Below are 17,880 nucleotides of genomic sequence, written 5' to 3'. Positions count from 1 at the left end.
GAGAACCTATGAAAATCCTACTTGCCGAAGATGAAACCCAACTAAACCGCGTCATTACCGTAGCCTTAGAACGCGAAGGCTATACCGTTGACTCGGTTTTTAACGGACAAGATGCTGTCAAAAAGGCTACAACTAACCACTATCACCTCATGATTTTTGACATCATGATGCCGATTAAGACAGGAATAGAAGCCCTCAAAGAAATTCGCCAGTTGGGCAATACGACCCACGTTATCATGCTGACAGCTATGGCGGAAGTAGATGACCGTGTAACCGGACTCGATGCAGGTGCTGACGACTACTTGACCAAACCCTTCTCTCTCAAAGAACTATTGGCCAGACTTCGTTCTACTGCCCGCCGTCTGGAGGACTATACCCCAGATACGGTCCAATTAGGTAACACCTGCTTAGATATTGATGAGCAAGAACTAGTGGCTGCAAACAGCATTCGCTTGGGAAAGAAGGAAACCCAACTCTTGACCCTCCTCATCCAGCATGCTAACCAAGCCCTCAGTTGTCAACAACTACTAGAGCAAATCTGGCCAGATGAGTTGGAAGAAAGTGATCACGATCTCGTTTTTCTCTATATTTCCTACCTACGTCAAAAGCTTCAAAGTGTTCAGTCCAATCTGCAAATCTTAGGATCTGCAGAAGGGCCTTTCCAACTGATAGGAGGAGACTAGATGTTTCGAAAACTACGTATCAAGTTCATTGTTACAGCCACTGCTGCTATCGCTCTAATTCTTGCATTCTTTCTGGTCTTGATGAATAGCATCGTCTATACTCAGACAGAGGATAATATCCAAACCGTCCTATCCATCTTGTCTAAAAATGAAGGCGAACTCCCAATCACAGACGAAATCAAGGAAAGTTTCACCAAAAAGAACATCCAAGAAGGGATTATTTACAATTTTCAGTACTTCTCTGTCAGAGAAAAGGGAGATGACTACGCGATTTCTCTAGGCAATGTCCAATCACTGACCGAAGCAGACGTTAGAGACTTTATCCAAAAAATCCTCAAAAAAAAGGAAACCCATGGCACGATTACTCGCAACGGGCGCTACTTCACCTACCAGATTAGTCAGACAGCTTCGGGCAAGCTCCTAGTCTTCTTTGAAGCGACCAACTACATTCGCGAACGGGACACCCTCTTTCAAGTCTCTATCTGGTTATCACTGGCTAGCCTATTTCTCCTTGCTCTGCTCTTCACCTTGATTTCTGGGATTGTTATCCGTCCCTTCGTCAAAAACTATGAAAAACAACGGATGTTTATCACCAATGCAGGGCATGAACTCAAAACACCGCTGGCTATCATCTCGGCCAATACCGAGCTGCAGGAGTTGATGGAAGGAGAAACTGAGTGGAGCGTCAGCACCAAGGAACAGACCGAGCGTCTCAACCATCTGATTGGAAGACTGATCCGACTTGCCCGACTCGAGGAACAAGAGGATATCAAACTAGCCCCTCAAAATATCTCCGTCATCGCTGAAAAGGTCGCCTCAGACTTTGCTCCTCTCTTTACCAAAGAGGATCAAAAATTTGAAAGTCTGATTGAAGCAGACGTTATGGAAAAAGTAGCCCAAGAGGAATTTTATGAGCTTCTTAGCATTCTTCTTGACAATGCCCGCAAATATTGCGATCCCGCTGGAACGATTCGCTTGACGCTTCAACGAAAAAATTATCTCCTACGCAAACGCACCTGTATCACTGTGTCTAACGATTACAAGGATGGGCAAGCAGCTAATATTAAACGTTTCTTTGATCGTTTTTATCGTGCGGAGACCTCTCACAACAACCAAACCATATCTGGACATGGAATTGGTCTCTCCATGGCTCAGCATCTCGTCAGCTTGTTTAGAGGCAAGATCTTTGTCAGCTACAAAAAGCAGGTGATTACCTTTACAGTTTGGATATAATGGCTTCACTCTTTATCATTTCATACAAAAGCGAACAAGTCCGCATTCTAAAAACAGTATGCGAGCCTGTTCGCTTTTTCTATGTCTATGATATGTTTTCCTCGTCTCATCGTTCCAAGCGAATGCGGGTCACAATCCCGTCTGGGTCTAGAAGATCCACTTCACTCAAATGTAGCCATTTAATCGGTGCTTCTAGCTCTTGTGCTTGCTTAACGATGACTAGGAGTTCTTCCTTGCTTTCGACTTCAAGGACATAGTAAGCCAAACCTGGCAAGCCTTGCTCACGCGGAGCTAGCCCTTTCCCAGCCCATTCGTTGAGAGCCAGGTGGTGATGGTACTGACCAGCCGCTATCCAACTAGCACTAGGAATGTTAAATTTATCTTCTAGTCCTAACACCTTTTGATAAAACTGGCTCGCCGCACGACTATCCTTCACCGATAGATGGATATGCCCCATTCTCGTCCCTTCAGCTAGGATAAAGGGATCTACCTTTTCTCCTAACTCATAGATGTCCTGTGCCGCAAGGGCTTCGGTCACACCAATAATACGGCCGTCTTCTCGAATATCCCATGAAGAAACTGGCTTATCACGGTAGAGTTCAATGCCATTTCCTTCCAAATCCTCTAGATAAATAGCCTCGCTGTATCCATGATCTGCTCCCCCGACCAGAGGAGTCCGCAAGTCACTTAGGTGTTTCAAGACATCTGCCAAAGCTTTTCGTGTTGGCAACAAAATCGCCAGATGGTAGAGCCCATAATGCTCCCTTACTTCCCCGGCCTTTTCTGCCTGAATCAAGTGGACCAAGGCTTTTCGACCAAGTCCCAAAATCACTTCTGTCTCCGTTTGAGATAAAATCTCCAAGCCAATAATCTGGTGATAAAAAGCCGTTTGACTCGTCAAATCCTTGACATTTAAAACCGCCTCTGCTAGGTAAATGTGGCTTTGGTATGCATAAGTCATAGGGTGTCTCCTTTTGTTTGTTGTAACTTTGTTAATTACATCAATTATACACTATTGAGATAAAATGTCAACGAAGACAACTCAAAAGAGCTGGAAACCAGCTCTTCTTTTTATTTTACAACAAGCTCGTAGCGAGTTTTGCTAGTGAAAGTTTCCCCTGCTTTGAGAATGACCTGGTCTTTGAGGTCACTGTGAATGGCATCTGGTAAAGCTTGCGCTTCAAGGGCAATCCCATTGTGCTGTACCATTGGTTGGCCTCCGATGAGCACACTCTCATCCACAAAGTTTGCTGTGTAGACCACAAAGCAAGGGGCCTCTGTCTTGAAAAGTAGGAAGCGACCTGAGTTTTGGTCATAAAGGAAACCAGCATTGTCATGACCGGCGGGAAGAGCAAATGGGTGATCCAAACCAGATACCAACTGGATTTGCTCATCTTCCTCTGCAAAGATGTCCTTCAACAAAGCACCATTGTAGATATGTTTAACCACATCACGAGTAGCGTCTGGAGTCTTAGCTGGGACACCGTCGGGAGCGATTGGGTAAATGCCCTCTGTGTTTAGTTGGAATACATGACGGTCAACCGTCTGCGTGAAATCACCAGACAAGTTAAAATAGCTGTGGTTGGTTGGATTGACAAGCGTATCCTGATCTGTCGTCACCTTATAGCTGACTTCGTAGGCACCAGTTTCTTCCAAGTGATAGCTGATCCAGATCTTGAGGTTACCAGGGAACCCTCCTGTCCCGTCTGTACGCTCTGTGTAGAGGGTCAAGCCATGGTCGCTCACCTCGACCAATTCAAACAAGCTCGAATCCCAACCTGTTGAACCACTGTGGTTACAGTTGCTAGCATTGTTGACTTCAAGGTCATAGGTCTTGCCATTGAGCTCAAATGTCGCACCTGCAATACGGCCCGCTACAGGACCTACACTTGCTCCATGCTTGGGACTATTGCCTACATAGCTATCAAAATCATCAAATCCCAAGATAACATTGGCAAAATTTCCAGCCTTGTCAGGTGTGACATAGCGCAAGATGGTTGCACCATAAGTCATAACTTCAAGCTGGTAACCACCATCAGTCTCAAAGCGATAGGCCAAGACATCCTTGCCCTCATGATTTCCAAATACACGCTCTGTGTATGCTTTCATTCTTCTCTCCTTTGATTCATTTCTCTTAAGTAAACAAACCATAGAGAGTGTCTCACCATCTATGGTTGTAGTTTCTATTTTCAGAATCCTTTGTCAGAAAACCTTAAGTATTTTCTTAACAAAAGGGGATTCTTCTATTCTTGTTTTATGCTTCTACACGTTCAGTCCATGAAGTCGCTGTTGTTTGAAGAACCTTGTTGAGTTCGTCAATGTTCTCAAATCCAGTTGTACGTAGCCATTCACGAGCTGCTGCTTCACCATCTTTGATGTAAGCTTCAACTGATCCAGCCCATGTAGCACGGCCACAAAGAACACCATTGAAGTTTGCGCCTGATTCGTGGGCAAATACAAGAGTATCTTGGAAGAGTTTGGCTGATACTCCCGCACTCAAGTAGATGTATGGCAAGTTAGTTGCTTCATCTTGTGCTTTGAAGAAGGCTGCAGCTTCTTCGCGAGTATGGACGATTTCACCATCGCCAAAGCCTTCAACGTATTTGACGTTGACTGGAACTTCCACTTTCAAGACATCGATGTTGAAACGTGGGTCTGAGAAGACCTTCATGGCACCGATAACCTTGTGTGGTTTTACTTTTGCGTATTCTGCAGAACCTGCGTCAGAGATTTTTTCATCATAGGCAAGAATTTCAAGGAAGAAAGGAATGTCTTCTGCCACACACTCTGAACCGATGCGTTCGATATAGGCTTGTTTTTGTTGGTTGAGTTCATCAGAGCTGTCTACGTCATAGTAAAGCAAGAACTTGACAGCATCTGCACCTTGTTCTTTGATACGTTTGGCAGACCAAACATCCAAGCAGTCAGGCAAGCGTTTAGTGCTAGTTGTGTCATAACCCGTTTTCTCATAAGCAAGGAGAAGACCAGCATTGGCATCAAGCGCTTTTGTAGCTGGAAGACCATACTCTGGGTCAAGAAGCATAGAGGATGCGTATTTAGTCAATTCATCTGCTACCAATACTTTGAGTTCTTCCATTTGAGCCACTGTTGGCTCTTCTGCTTGGTATTGAGCCATGAGGCGTTTCAAAGCACCACGTTGGTCAAAGGCAAGAGCTGAGATAATGCCGTTCTCGTCAGAGAGTTTTTGCAAGCAAGCTACTTTATTGGGACTTAATTGTAATTTACTCATAGATACTTCCTTATTTTTGATAGTCATGAATGATCACACCTTGTACCACACGGTTTACTGTACCTGTAGGAGACGGTGTATCTGGTTTATTTTCTACCTTGAGTGAAGTCAATAGGGCAAAGAGTTGAGCATAAACGATGTAAGGGAAGACACGGTAAATATCGTTCAAAACACCGCCACAGCCAAGGGCTACTTCTTTGACATTTTCAAGACCAAAGGCTTGATCACTCAAAAGCACAACACGACGAGCAATGTGATCACCAGCCACTTCACGAACCAAGTCCAAGTCGTACTTGCGAGTGTAGTCTGTCGTTGTGCCAAATACCAAAACAACTGTATCTTCGTTGATCAATGATTTTGGACCGTGACGGAAGCCAACTGGGCTTTCATACATGGTCGCCACTTGACCAGCTGTTAATTCCAAAATCTTCAACTGAGCTTCATGAGCAAGTCCAAAGAAAGGACCAGCGCCTAGGTAGATAACACGGTTAAAGTCGAGGTCAACCAACTCTTTGACATCTTTTGCATTGTCTAGAACTTTGCGGACAAGTCTAGACACAACTTCAAAACGTTGAGCTTTCACAGCAAATTCTGTAGGATCAAAGACCAAGAGAGCTGTTAGCAGCATAGATGTAAAGCTAGAAGTCATGGCAAATCCAGCGTCATTAGAAGCAGCTGGTTGCAAAAGCAAGAGATTGCGGTCATCTCCATGAGCTTGAAGAGCCAATTTACCATCTGCAGCACATGTAATGGTCACTTGATAGAGGTCATCCACCAAGGCCTTAGCCAAATCAACCGTCGCCACACTTTCAGGTGAATTCCCACTACGAGCAAAGGAAACAAGGACAGTCGCCACATCTTTTTTCAAATAAGTTTCTGGATTGGCAACAATATCAGTTGTCGCAATAGCATTGAAATTCCATTTGCGTTCGTCATAGACTTCCTTAAAGTAAGGCACCAAGGTATCTCCCACATAAGCAGAAGTACCAGCACCCGTCAAGATGACCTTGATATAGTCATGTTTATCCGCAATCCCTTGTAGGAAGGCTGCAATTTCTTCACGTTTTGCTTGATAGGCTTCAAAAGCTTCTTTCCATACATCAGGCTGTTGGTAGATCTCACGAGTCGTGATTTCTGCACCCAGTTCAAGTAATTCTTCTTTTGTGTAATTTAGCATAGAGTTCCTCTAATCTATTATTATTTCATTCCTATTGAAAATATGGGAACGGGAGTGACTCCCATTCCCATGTATATTCTATATAAGATGCTCTAAGTTACATCTTATACTCAATGAAAATCAAAGAGCAAACTAGGAAGCTAGCCGCAGGCTGTACTTGAGTACGGCAAGGCGACGCTGACGTAGTTTGAATTTGATTTTCGAAGAGTATTATTCATCTTCGTCATCATCGAAGCCCGCTAACAGGTCGTTGACTTTTACGATGCTTTCTGCAGCACGGCTCTTATAATCCGCATCTGCACCTGTAAGGCTGGCATTGATAAATTCAATCACCATTGGAAGATTCATCCCTGCGTAGAGTTCAATGTCGCGACCTTCCATGATCAAACGGCTTACCACGTTACATGGTGTACCACCGAGAAGGTCCGCAAAGACTAGGAAATCATCCAATCCTTCGATAGCAGCTTCAAATTTTGCAGTAAATTCTTCTGGACCATCTTCTGGAAGAAGAGCCACTGCATGAATGTTGTCCTGTGGACCCATGATCATTTCTGTGCTACCTTTAAGTTCTTCACAGAAACGACCATGACTCACCAAAATTAATGATTTACTCATAAATTATGCGCCCATTCCAAGCAAGAATTTACCGATGAATGAAAGACTTACTGCAAGAACGATAATGATACCGATCGCTTTAGTAGAGTTCATACCTTTCTTACCAAGCAACCAGAAGATAAAGGCAGTAAAGATTGCTGGAAGCAAGCGTGGGAAGATTGAGTTCAAGATGTCTTGGAAGTCAATCATCTTTTCACCGATTGGCAATTTGTAAGAAATCTCAAAGTTGATCATTGTTGCTACAAGAGCACCCATCATGAAGACACCAAGTACAGATGCAGCATCAATCAAAGCTGTCAAAGTACTTTGCATGTTGTTGATAAGGTTAACCCCTTCTTTGTAGGCAAATTCCAATTGTTTCCAACGGAAGATGTCATAAGCAACTGCAACTGCGATCCAAAGGAAGATACCCCATGGTTGGCCAGCGATCGCCATAGTTGCTGCGATAGATCCCATGATAGCAGGCACAAGTGAACCAAAGATAGTATCTCCAAGAGGAGCGAATGGTCCCATCAAACCTGTCTTGATACCGTTAACGGCATCTTTTGAACCCACACCATCTTTTTCTTCCATGGCAAGGTCAAAACCAGCGATAATAGTGTGGAAGAATGGTGAAGTATTGAAGAATTGAGTATGAACTTTCATCATTTCTTTCAATTCAGGAGTTCCATCCCCATACATTTTACGTAATTGTGGCAAGATCATGTAAAGGTAACCAGAAGCTTGCATACGTTCGTAGTTCCAACCTAATTGGAAAGTAAACAAGCTACGTTTGTTGATTTGATTAAAATCTTCTTTTGTTAGTTTGTAATTAGAATTCGTCATCTTCGATTTCCCCACTTTCTGATGGTGTAGAAGGTGCTGCTACAGCAACTTTTTGGCTGTTCTTGAAGTGAACAACTGCAAGGAAGATACCCACGATAGAGATACCGATCATAGACAATCCTTTGAAGTTGTTAACAAAGCCAATTTTTTCAGCAACTTCAGCAGGAAGAGTGCCAATGATTCCAGCAACTGCTCCACCAAGACTTGTTACGTTTGAGTAAAGAACAGTCAACATAGCTGTCAAACCGAATCCCATAGCAAGGTAGTGAAGGTTACGTTTAACTGGAAGGTAACGAAGCAAGATAGCGAATCCAAGACCTGGAAGCATACGACCTGCAAGAGTCAAACCGTCTGCAACCCATTGGTATTCTTTAACAAGGTTTACAACACCTTGTACGAATTCTCCACCGAAAGCAAGGGCGAAGAATACTGGAAGGGCACGAGAAAGAGCCCAAGGAACTGCACCAAGAAGATAGTTACGTTCGATTCCCTTGTAGTCAAAGCGTTCGATCGCAGCATCAATACGGTGTGCAAAGAAAGTAGTTGTCATACGTCCAAGAACGTCGAAGTATGTCAAAAGTGCTGCTACTGGTACAGCGATTGTTGTGATCGCAAGATCTGTATCAATACCTTGGGAGATAGAGAATGCTGTTGCAAGAACCGCACCAGAAGTTGCGTCGATACGAGAAGCACCACCGAAGGTACCAACCCCGAGAACGAACAACTGCAAGCTACCACCGATAAACAAACCAGTTGTCACATCTCCCATGATCAAACCGGTAATGAAACCAGCGAATACAGGGGAACCTGCAGATGAAACGATTGTCAACTCATCACAGATTTGATAAGCTGAGTACAAAGTGAGAAGTAAAATTTGCCACCATTGTATCATAACAATGACCTCCTAAAAATTTTTTCCTATTTTAATAAGCTCAAAAAGTCTGAAACTGGATCATTTGGAACCATTTGAGCAGTGAGTTTCACACCTTTTTCTGCTAGTTTGTGGAAATCTTCCACATCCTTATCTACCACATTGATAGAACGTGTGATAGAGCGAGTTTCTGGTGTTTGAGACATATTGCCGACATTGAGTGTTTCAAGCGGAACACCTGCTTCAACCAAACCAAGGAAACGGTCTGGTTTACGTGCAACGATAAAGAGACGTTGGCTATCGTATTTACCAGCAAGGATATTCGCTGCTGCTTTCTCAACCGGCAAGATACTAAGTTTTACACCTGGTGGTGTAGCAAGTTTCAAGCCACTCTTTTCAATATCGTTGTTAACGACTTCATCGTCTACAACCATAATGCGCGAAACGTTTAGTTTCCCTGCCCAAAGATTGGCTACTTGACCGTGGATCAAACGTCCATCGATACGGCATCCTACAATTGTCATAAGTTTTCCCCCTTTATGTGTTTTAGTGTAGGTTTACGAGTTAAATGAATCTCTTCTTTATATTCGCCCTCAGTTTCAAAGATGACGATGCGGTTATCACCTTCCTTGAGATAGCTATGAGGGATATAAAGTGAGAGGGTCGGGCCGACATTCCAGAAACGTCCTAGGTGACGCCCGTTGACAAAGGCAACTCCCTTACCAAACTCAGATAAATCTAAGTAGGTATCCTTAGGCTCTTCAACGGTGAAGTCGAAAGCGTAAAAGGCTGGTTGTCCTTCTGTCCATCCTTTTGAAAAATCAATTTTCTCAGGATTATCCAATGGAAGTGGATATTGTTTCCAATTTAACATGAAATGTAGATCCTTGCAGACACCTGTCCGAATTCCTTTACGTTGCGTATCTGCCAAGAACTTATGTCCGTAGTTGACACGCCCCATATTTTCGACCAAGATGTCAATCTCTGAAAAGCCTTCTCTGTTGCCCTGACAGTAGATATCTTGACCAATTTCTGTCTGGTATTGAGTGGCGATCCATTGACCATCTACATAGAGTTGAGCTCGGTCACGTCCATCGATAATACGGAGACGTTCCTCTTCTGCATCCCAACTTGCTTCGGTACGATAAAGAAGGTAACCATAACTTTGACCAAGTTCTTCCATCGCTTTTGGATAGAGGCTTTCAGTTGGACTTGCCAGACTATCCAGGGTTTCAAACAAGGAAACTTTTTCGACTAGTGGAATGGATTCCATTTCCATGCTTTCCTTGTAAAGCGGTTCCAACTGTGGATACTCCGGGAAGTGTGTTGCCATCATCTTCTTAACTGCTAGGTATTTAGCAGTTGGATTTCCTTCTTCATCAAGAAGGGCATCGTAATCATAAGACGTAACTTGTGGCAGGTCTAAAGTTCCTCTAGCCGAGCAGCCATTCATGAAACCAAAGTTTGTTCCGCCATGGAACATATAAAGGTTGATGGATCCTTGCTCTAACACCTCTCGAACAGCTTCTGCCAACTCTTTTGGATCACGCGTGATGATAGGTTCTTTCCAACGGTTGAACCAGCCATCCCAGAATTCCATGCACATGAGGGGCCATTTCTTACCATGCTCATCAAAGAATTCCTGCATCTGTGAAAAGTTGTAAGGAGCCTTAGAACCAAAATTCCCTGTCACAAAGAGATCATCTTCGATCAATGTTCCGGCTTTCAGAGTCGCTCTCCAAGGACCGTCTGAAGTAAAGAGTGGGCAATCAATCCCTCGATCTTCCATCAATTTCCGAATCGCTCTCAGATAAGACTTATCTTCTCCATAAGAGCCATACTCGTTTTCAACTTGCATCATGAGAATGTTTCCGCCATTTTCCAACAAGCGAGGCACAAGCCTTGGCAATAATTGGTCATAATAGCGAGCAACTGCCTCAATGTAGGCCGGGTCGGACGAGCGGATTCGCATGGGCTTGGTCAAGAGCCAAGCTGGTAAGCCACCGAACTCCCACTCTGCACAGATAAATGGAGACGGACGCACAATAGCATAAAGTCCCAAATCTTGTGCAATTTGAAGAAATCTCTCCAAATTTCTGGCACCTTCAAAATCAAACTCCCCTTCAACAGGTTCGTGTAAATTCCAAGCCACATAGGTCTCAACTGTATTAAAGCCAAGCGCCTTTAAGTTGTAGAGAGAATGATACCAATCCTCTTCTGGAATCCTAAAATAATGAATGGCGCCGGACAAAATCTTGAACGGTTTTTCGTTTAAATAGAAATCGTCCTCAATTTTAAATCTTGTCATGTTATTACCTCTGACAAATTAAGTTTGCGCTTTCATTTGTTATAATATTAACTATAATCAAATCTCGTGCATTTGTCAATAGGTTTTAGAAAATTATTTAAAATTTTTCTATTTTTTTACTTCTTTTTTACCAAAATTATCTAAAAAATGGCATAAGATGAGGGCTTTTGCACGACCTCTGTTTAGATGACACTTTTATATATGTGCAAAATAATATTTTTAATGTATTATGTTATTTTTTCATCTAAATGCTACTATTTTCTTTGTGTTTGTGGTAAAATCAAAGAAGGAGAAAGAAAAAAATTGAGGTGCAATTATGGCTATTCCAAAATACCAATATATTAAAGACGAACTCAAGAATAAAATCATTTCAGGTCAATTTGCGAGTGGAGACAAGTTTTATACTGAAGCAGAGTTGATCGCCATGTATGATGTCAGTTCTATCACAGTTGTTCGTGCTTTGAACGACCTTGCCAAAGATGGCTATATTGTCCGCCAGCAAGGAAAAGGAACTTTTGTTTCACGCGCTCGTAAGCACAAACTCGTTGAGTTTTCAGACGTAGAAATTTTTGAAACAAAAGACGATAAGGTAACTGTCCTTTCTATCGAACGTGGAAATAAGCTTGAATATTTGGAAAAACTTGGTTTGCGTGGAGACCAGTTCTACTACAAGATTGAACGGACACGTCAAACAAACGATGTGACCTATATCTACCACACTTCTTATATTCCTGAGCAATACATCAATGCCAACTATCCAAATCTTGACTATTATAGTTCTATCTATAAACGTTTCAAGCTGGATTACCGCATTCACATGACTGATGAGCATTTTGAGGAAATCAACGAGATTGCCTTTCCAACACCAGAGCACGCTGCTTCTGTACTTGGAATCGATACACAATTCCCAACTGTCTTCCAAACCAAGACTACAAAACTTGAGGCCACTGGCCAAGTCCTTGCCTATAGCGAAACTTATAAGCGAGCAGACTACTACAAAATCAAATTCATCTCATGTAACCGAGGTCATTAAGAAAAAGCCTGAGCCTAGCTCGGCTTTTTCTATTTCATTATAGCACGCTTGATTTGCAATGAACAGGCGAGAAAGGGTGAATCTTTAATTAGTAGCGCTTTTACTAAAAACAAGTTAAATAGAAACTACTGGTTTTCCACAAAAACAAACGAATCAAAAAACAGCTTCCTAATCTTATGATTTTCTCCATTTATTATAGTTCTTTCATAAAGCCGCTTGACTTTTTATATCTTAGATAATAAAATAAAAACAGTTTTGTGAAAACGTTATCATACAATATAATAATAGGGAGGTTTTATCATGAAACTAGAAAAGAAACAGCGCTTCTCCATTCGTAAGTACGCGATTGGGGCAGCTTCTGTACTCATAGGATTTGCCTTTGGTACCCAAGTCGCGTCTGCCGACAGCGTCACTCCAACACCAGAAAATCCAAGCACAGCTCAAACTGCTCAGGGACAGCCACAGGATGCTGAGACATCGGTTGAAAGCAAGCTTGAAGAAAGGGGTGAAGCAAAAAACAAGGAGGAGAAGGATGCTTCAGCTACACTCGCTCCAACAGTCGAAAAAACTGAATCCCCAGTAGTTGCAGAGAAAGCTGACGAGACTCCAGTCGCTGAAAAAGTTACTCCTGTTTCAAAAGAACAATCAGAACCAGTTAAAATTGACGAAGAAAAGAAAAATGAACCAGCAACGCCTGCTGCAGTTGCTCCGAGCACTGAACGAGCAAGTCAGGTAAATGAAAAACTGGCCAAAAGAAAAATGATCTCAATCGACGCTGGACGCAAGTACTTTTCTCCAGATCAACTCAAGGAAATCATCGACAAGGCTAAACACTACGGCTATACTGACCTCCATCTATTAGTTGGAAATGATGGCATGCGTTTCATGCTAGATGATATGACCATCAAAGCCAATGGCAAAACCTATGCAAGTGACGATGTTAAACGTGCACTCGAAAACGGAACTGATGCCTACTACAAGGATCCAAATGGCAACCACTTAACAGAGAGTCAGATGACTGACTTGATTAATTATGCCAAAGATAAAGGTATTGGCCTCATCCCAACTGTAAACAGCCCTGGCCACATGGATGCTATTTTGCATGCCATGAAAGAACTAGGTATCCAAAAGCCGAATTTCAACTACTTTGGTAAGGAATCTGCTCGTACCGTTGACCTTGATAACAAAGAAGCTGTTGAATTTACCAAAGCTTTAATCGACAAGTATGCCGCATACTTCGCTGGCAAATCTGATATCTTCAACATCGGACTAGATGAATACGCCAACGATGCTACAGATGCCAAAGGTTGGAGCGTTCTTCAAGCCTACAAGTGGTATCCAGAAGATGGTTTCCCAGATAAGGGTTACGACAAATTTATCGCCTACGCCAATGACCTTGCTCGCATCGTCAAATCTCACGGCCTCAAGCCAATGGCCTTCAATGACGGTATCTACTATAATAGCGACACTAGCTTTGGAACTTTTGACAAAGACATCATCGTTTCTATGTGGACTGGTGGATGGGGCGGATACGACGTCGCTTCTTCTAAACTTCTAGTTGAAAAAGGTCACCAAATTCTAAACACCAACGATGCTTGGTACTACGTTCTCGGACGAAATGCAGATGGCCAAGGCTGGTACAACCTGGACCAAGGACTCAATGGTATCAAGAACACTCCAATCACTTCGGTGCCAAAATCTGAAGGGGCAGATATTCCATTTATCGGCGGTATGGTAGCTGCTTGGGCAGATACCCCATCTGCACGCTATTCACCATCACGCCTCTTCAAACTCATGCGTAGCTTCGCAAATGCTAACGCTGAGTACTTTGCTGCTGACTATGAGTCTGCTGAGCAAGCTCTGAAAGAAGTTCCAACAGCCCTTAACCGCTATACTGCAGAAAGTGTCGCAGCTGTCAAAGAAGCTGAAAAGGCCATTCGCTCACTCGACAGCAATCTCAGCCGTGCCCAGCAAGACACCATTGACCAAGCAATTGCAAAACTTCAAGAAGCTGTTAGCAACCTAACCTTCACACCAGAAGCTCAAAAAGAAGAAGACGCGAAACGCGAAGTTGAAAAACTTGCCAAGAACAAGGTAATCTCTATCGACGCTGGACGCAAGTACTTCTCAGCTGAGCAACTCAAACGTATCATTGATAAAGCTAGCGAACTTGGATATTCTGACATTCATCTCCTCCTAGGAAATGACGGACTTCGCTTCCTACTTGATGACATGACTATCACTGCTAACGGTAAAACCTATGCAAGTGACGATGTCAAAAAGGCCATTATCGAAGGAACAAAAGCTTACTACGATGATCCAAACGGAACCACTCTTAGTCAAGCAGAAATCACTGAATTAATCGAGTACGCAAAATCAAAAGGTCTCGGACTCATCCCAGCGATTAACAGCCCAGGGCACATGGATGCCATGCTCGTCGCTATGGAAAAACTTGGAATCAAGAATCCTCAAGCCAACTTCGACAAGGTCTCCAAAACAACCATGGACCTCGAAAACGAAGAAGCGATGAACTTTGTCAAAGCTCTTATCGGCAAGTATATGGACTTCTTTGCAGGCAAGACTAAGATCTTCAACTACGGTACAGACGAGTACGCTAATGACGCTACCAACGCTCAAGGCTGGTACTACCTCAAATGGTACGGGCTCTATGGCAAGTTTGCTGAATACTCTAACACCCTTGCTGCTATGGCCAAAGAAAGAGGCCTTCAACCAATGGCCTTCAACGATGGTTTCTACTACGAGGACAAGGATGATGTTGAGTTTGACAAGGATGTCATCATCTCTTACTGGTCTAAAGGATGGTGGGGCTACAACCTTGCATCTCCTCAGTACCTTGCAAGCAAAGGCTATAAACTCCTCAATACAAACGGAGACTGGTACTACGTGCTAGGTAATCACAAACCAGACGAAGCCTACCCACTATCAAAGGCACTTGAAAACTCTGGCAAAGTGCCATTTAACCAGCTTGCTTCTACCAAATATCCTGATGTAGACCTTCCAACCGTCGGAAGCATGCTTGCCATCTGGGCAGACAAACCAAGTGCTGAGTACAAGGAAGAAGAAATCTTTGAACTCATGACTGCCTTTGCAGACAATAACAAAGACTACTTCCACGCTAACTACAACGCACTCCGTGAAGAACTTGCTCAAATCCCTGCAAACTTGGATGGATACAGTAAGGAAAGCTTGGATGCTCTAAATGCAGCTAAAGAAGCTCTCAACTACAACCTTAACCGTAACAAACAAGCCGAGTTAGACGCTCTCGTAACCAAACTCAAGGCAGCCCGCCTAGGCCTCAAACCAGCAGCAACTCACTCAGGAAGCCTCGATGAAAACGAACTAGCTGCCAACGTTGAAACCAAACCGGAACTCATCACAAGAGCAGAAAAGATTCCATTTGAAGTTATCAAGAAGGAAAATCCGAACCTCCCAACCGGTCAGGAAAAGATCATCACACCAGGTGTAGAGGGCGAACGCACTCATTACATCTCTGTCCTTACTGAAAATGGAAAACAAACAGAAACGGTTCTAGATAGCCAAATAACCAAAAAACCTGTGACCCAAGTGGTTGAAATCGGTGCCCCTATTACCCACAAAGGGGATGAAAGTGGCCTTGCTCCAGCTGTCGAAGCGAAACCAAGACTGGACATCCAAGAGGAAGAGATTCCGTTCACTACCGTAACACGTGAAAATCCACTCTTGCTCAAGGGGAAGACTCAAATCCTTACCAAAGGTGTTAACGGTCGTCGCAGTCATTACTACTCTGTGAGTACTAGTGCTGATGGCAAAGAAGTGAAGACTCTTGTCGATAGCCTTGTAACGCAAGAAGCAGTGACACAAATCATTGAAGTCGGAACCCTTGTAACCCATGTAGGGGACGAACACGGTCTTGCTCCAGCCGCAGAAACAAAACCGAGACTGGACATTCAAGAGGAAGAAATTCCATTCACTACTGTGACACGTGAAAATCCTCAATTACCAAAAGGACAAACACAAGTTGTTACTAAAGGAGCTAACGGCTACCGTACTGCCTTCTACTCTGTGAGCACTACTGCTGATGGAAAAGAAGAAAGAACCCTTGTCAATAGTGCGGTATCGCAGGAAGCGGTAGCTCAGGTTGTCGAAGTCGGAACTGCCGTTGAGAAAGCTGAGCAAGCTGAAACAACTACTAGCAAAGCAGATGAAAAACAACTCCCTGCAACAGGAAGTCAAGACTCTGCAGGCTTGGTCGCAGCAGGACTCATGGCCACACTAGCAGCCTACGGACTCACTAAGAGAAAAGAAGATTAAACCCCTTCGATAAGCATACAAAAAAGCGAGATTGAATCTCGCTTTTTATTGTTATGATTAGTCACCGAGTCCGATACGTTCAAAGATATCATCCACTCGTTTAGTGTAGTATGCAGGGTTGAAGATTTCATCGATTTCCTCTTGAGTCAGGCGCGAAGTCACTTCTGGATCTGCTTCAAGAAGTGGTTTGAAGTCCACTTGATTGTCCCAAGAGTAGGCTGTTTTTGGTTGCACCAAGTCATAGGCTTGCTCACGCGTCATGCCTTTTTCAATCAAAGTCAACATAGCACGTTGGCTAAAGATAAGACCAAACGTAGAGTTCATGTTGCGGATCATGTTTTCTGGGAAGACTGTCAAATTCTTGACGATATTTCCGAAACGATTGAGCATGTAGTCAATCAAAATGGTTGTATCTGGTGTGATAATGCGCTCAGCTGATGAGTGCGAGATATCACGTTCGTGCCAGAGAGCAACATTTTCATAAGCCGTCACCATGTGACCACGAATAACACGTGCCAGACCTGTCATGTTTTCAGAACCGATAGGGTTGCGTTTGTGAGGCATCGCAGATGAACCTTTTTGTCCTTTGGCAAAGAATTCCTCTACTTCGCGTTGCTCAGACTTTTGCAAACCACGAATCTCAGTCGCCATACGTTCGATTGAAGTCGCGATGCTAGCAAGAACTGCAAAATACTCAGCGTGAAGGTCACGAGGAAGCACCTGTGTAGAGATTTCTTGAGCACGGATACCCAGTTTGTCACAGACGTATTGCTCTACAAATGGTGGGATGTTGGCAAAGTTACCAACCGCACCCGAAATCTTACCAGCTTCCACACCAGCAGCTGCATGCTCGAAACGCTCGATATTACGCTTCATTTCACTGTACCAAGTCGCCAATTTAAGACCAAAAGTTGTCGGCTCAGCGTGCACACCGTGGGTACGCCCCATCATGATGGTGAACTTGTGCTCCTTAGCCTTATCAGCGATGATGTTGGTGAAGTTTTCAAGGTCACGACGGATGATGTCGTTGGCCTGCTTGTAGAGGTAACCGTAGGCTGTATCCACCACGTCGGTAGAAGTCAACCCATAGTGAACCCACTTGCGCTCCTCACCAAGCGTCTCAGAAACCGCACGTGTGAAAGCCACCACATCGTGACGCGTCTCCTGCTCAATCTCCAAAATACGGTCGATGTCAAAATCCGCCTTCTCGCGAATCAAAGCCACATCTTCCTTAGGGATTTCTCCCAACTCAGCCCATGCCTCATCAGCCAAGATTTCCACCTCAAGCCAAGCACGGTATTTATTTTCTTCACTCCAAATGTTCGCCATCTCAGGGCGAGAGTAACGGTTGATCATGATTAAGATACCAAGGGCGACTAGAAAGCGACTGAATTTTAGGAAACCAACGACGGACGCTTACGTCCTAGGAGGTTTATCTAAATTCCGAGCTTTCCGCCCGGATTCAGTTCTGCAAACTAGATGCCCATTCCCTTTCTTTGTTTACAATTAGGAAGTCCGTAGCCCGTATTCAGTTAAGAGGATACAGACCCTTGTTACTTTCTATTATAATAGAT

At 43.6% G+C, this 17,880-nt stretch carries 14 protein-coding genes; 4 read left to right on the top strand and 10 right to left on the bottom strand.

The window, feature by feature from the left end; all coding sequences use genetic code 11:
- Positions 1–8 precede the first annotated feature (8 nt).
- Complete coding sequence (locus tag HMPREF0850_RS03765; RefSeq protein ID WP_000698157.1) at positions 9–683, top strand: response regulator transcription factor; 675 nt, start codon at positions 9–11, stop codon at positions 681–683.
- The gene (locus HMPREF0850_RS03760) at positions 684–1,916 is read left to right on the top strand and encodes a sensor histidine kinase (protein ID WP_000488866.1); all 1,233 of its coding nucleotides are present in this window, start codon (positions 684–686) and stop codon (positions 1,914–1,916) included.
- A 106-nt stretch (positions 1,917–2,022) separates the two neighbouring features.
- Here HMPREF0850_RS03760 and HMPREF0850_RS03755 read toward each other — a convergent pair whose 3' ends face one another.
- From HMPREF0850_RS03755 to HMPREF0850_RS03715, 9 genes are all read right to left on the bottom strand, one after another.
- Positions 2,023–2,877 carry a VOC family protein gene (locus HMPREF0850_RS03755; RefSeq protein WP_000220454.1) on the bottom strand — a complete coding sequence of 285 codons (855 nt, stop codon included), beginning with the start codon at positions 2,875–2,877 and terminating at the stop codon, positions 2,023–2,025.
- A gap of 110 nt (positions 2,878–2,987) precedes the next feature.
- A complete protein-coding gene (locus HMPREF0850_RS03750) occupies positions 2,988–4,025 on the bottom strand; it encodes an aldose epimerase family protein (protein ID WP_000649398.1) in 1,038 nt (345 codons plus the stop codon).
- Positions 4,026–4,170: 145 nt separating this feature from the next.
- Positions 4,171–5,166, bottom strand: a complete 996-nt coding sequence (gene lacD, locus HMPREF0850_RS03745; RefSeq protein WP_009013801.1) for a tagatose-bisphosphate aldolase — start codon at positions 5,164–5,166, stop codon at positions 4,171–4,173.
- A gap of 10 nt (positions 5,167–5,176) precedes the next feature.
- On the bottom strand, positions 5,177–6,343 hold the full coding sequence (locus tag HMPREF0850_RS03740; RefSeq protein WP_000936005.1) for an SIS domain-containing protein: 1,167 nt from the start codon (positions 6,341–6,343) through the stop codon (positions 5,177–5,179).
- 210 nt (positions 6,344–6,553) lie between these two features.
- Complete coding sequence (locus HMPREF0850_RS03735) at positions 6,554–6,958, bottom strand: PTS sugar transporter subunit IIA (RefSeq protein ID WP_000045700.1); 405 nt, start codon at positions 6,956–6,958, stop codon at positions 6,554–6,556.
- Positions 6,959–6,961: 3 nt separating this feature from the next.
- On the bottom strand, positions 6,962–7,783 hold the full coding sequence (locus HMPREF0850_RS03730) for a PTS system mannose/fructose/sorbose family transporter subunit IID (protein ID WP_000185288.1): 822 nt from the start codon (positions 7,781–7,783) through the stop codon (positions 6,962–6,964).
- Positions 7,770–8,675 (bottom strand): PTS mannose/fructose/sorbose/N-acetylgalactosamine transporter subunit IIC, encoded by a 906-nt coding sequence (locus HMPREF0850_RS03725; protein WP_000616994.1) that lies wholly within the window; start codon positions 8,673–8,675, stop codon positions 7,770–7,772. Before HMPREF0850_RS03725 ends, HMPREF0850_RS03730 begins: the two co-directional genes overlap by 14 nt.
- Positions 8,676–8,701: 26 nt before the next feature.
- Positions 8,702–9,178 carry a PTS sugar transporter subunit IIB gene (locus HMPREF0850_RS03720; RefSeq protein ID WP_000156968.1) on the bottom strand — a complete coding sequence of 159 codons (477 nt, stop codon included), beginning with the start codon at positions 9,176–9,178 and terminating at the stop codon, positions 8,702–8,704.
- Complete coding sequence (locus HMPREF0850_RS03715; protein WP_000196630.1) at positions 9,175–10,962, bottom strand: glycoside hydrolase family 35 protein; 1,788 nt, start codon at positions 10,960–10,962, stop codon at positions 9,175–9,177. The genes HMPREF0850_RS03720 and HMPREF0850_RS03715 overlap by 4 nt, the downstream gene beginning before the upstream one ends.
- 316 nt (positions 10,963–11,278) lie before the next feature.
- Here HMPREF0850_RS03715 and HMPREF0850_RS03710 point away from each other — a divergent pair, with 316 nt between their 5' ends.
- Positions 11,279–11,995 carry a GntR family transcriptional regulator gene (locus tag HMPREF0850_RS03710; RefSeq protein WP_001007184.1) on the top strand — a complete coding sequence of 239 codons (717 nt, stop codon included), beginning with the start codon at positions 11,279–11,281 and terminating at the stop codon, positions 11,993–11,995.
- A gap of 300 nt (positions 11,996–12,295) precedes the next feature.
- Positions 12,296–16,306, top strand: a complete 4,011-nt coding sequence (gene strH / locus HMPREF0850_RS03705; protein ID WP_000764164.1) for an LPXTG-anchored beta-N-acetylhexosaminidase StrH — start codon at positions 12,296–12,298, stop codon at positions 16,304–16,306.
- Between the two features lie 57 nt (positions 16,307–16,363).
- On the opposite strand, the gene purB is transcribed toward strH, so the two are convergent.
- Complete coding sequence (purB, locus tag HMPREF0850_RS03700; RefSeq protein WP_000610729.1) at positions 16,364–17,662, bottom strand: adenylosuccinate lyase; 1,299 nt, start codon at positions 17,660–17,662, stop codon at positions 16,364–16,366.
- Positions 17,663–17,880 lie beyond the last annotated feature (218 nt).

Origin of the sequence: Streptococcus sp. M143, from assembly GCF_000162495.1 — a bacterium.
In the GTDB taxonomy this organism is placed as follows: Bacteria; Bacillota; Bacilli; order Lactobacillales; family Streptococcaceae; genus Streptococcus; species Streptococcus dentisani.
Note: the sequence above shows the minus strand (reverse complement) of the source record. Positions and strands in the feature narration are given on the sequence as shown.

Excerpts from the sequence above, each read along its gene's own strand:
- HMPREF0850_RS03735 (WP_000045700.1), bottom strand. The coding sequence starts at position 6,958 with ATGAGTAAATCATTAATTTTGGTGAGTCATGGTCGTTTCTGTGAAGAA.
- HMPREF0850_RS03720 (WP_000156968.1), bottom strand. The coding sequence starts at position 9,178 with ATGACAATTGTAGGATGCCGTATCGATGGACGTTTGATCCACGGTCAA.
- HMPREF0850_RS03730 (WP_000185288.1), bottom strand. The coding sequence starts at position 7,783 with ATGACGAATTCTAATTACAAACTAACAAAAGAAGATTTTAATCAAATC.
- HMPREF0850_RS03710 (WP_001007184.1), top strand. The coding sequence starts at position 11,279 with ATGGCTATTCCAAAATACCAATATATTAAAGACGAACTCAAGAATAAA.
- HMPREF0850_RS03715 (WP_000196630.1), bottom strand. The coding sequence starts at position 10,962 with ATGACAAGATTTAAAATTGAGGACGATTTCTATTTAAACGAAAAACCG.
- lacD (WP_009013801.1), bottom strand. The coding sequence starts at position 5,166 with ATGAGTAAATTACAATTAAGTCCCAATAAAGTAGCTTGCTTGCAAAAA.
- HMPREF0850_RS03750 (WP_000649398.1), bottom strand. The coding sequence starts at position 4,025 with ATGAAAGCATACACAGAGCGTGTATTTGGAAATCATGAGGGCAAGGAT.
- HMPREF0850_RS03755 (WP_000220454.1), bottom strand. The coding sequence starts at position 2,877 with ATGACTTATGCATACCAAAGCCACATTTACCTAGCAGAGGCGGTTTTA.
- strH (WP_000764164.1), top strand. The coding sequence starts at position 12,296 with ATGAAACTAGAAAAGAAACAGCGCTTCTCCATTCGTAAGTACGCGATT.
- HMPREF0850_RS03765 (WP_000698157.1), top strand. The coding sequence starts at position 9 with ATGAAAATCCTACTTGCCGAAGATGAAACCCAACTAAACCGCGTCATT.
- HMPREF0850_RS03760 (WP_000488866.1), top strand. The coding sequence starts at position 684 with ATGTTTCGAAAACTACGTATCAAGTTCATTGTTACAGCCACTGCTGCT.
- HMPREF0850_RS03740 (WP_000936005.1), bottom strand. The coding sequence starts at position 6,343 with ATGCTAAATTACACAAAAGAAGAATTACTTGAACTGGGTGCAGAAATC.
- HMPREF0850_RS03725 (WP_000616994.1), bottom strand. The coding sequence starts at position 8,675 with ATGATACAATGGTGGCAAATTTTACTTCTCACTTTGTACTCAGCTTAT.
- purB (WP_000610729.1), bottom strand. The coding sequence starts at position 17,662 with ATGATCAACCGTTACTCTCGCCCTGAGATGGCGAACATTTGGAGTGAA.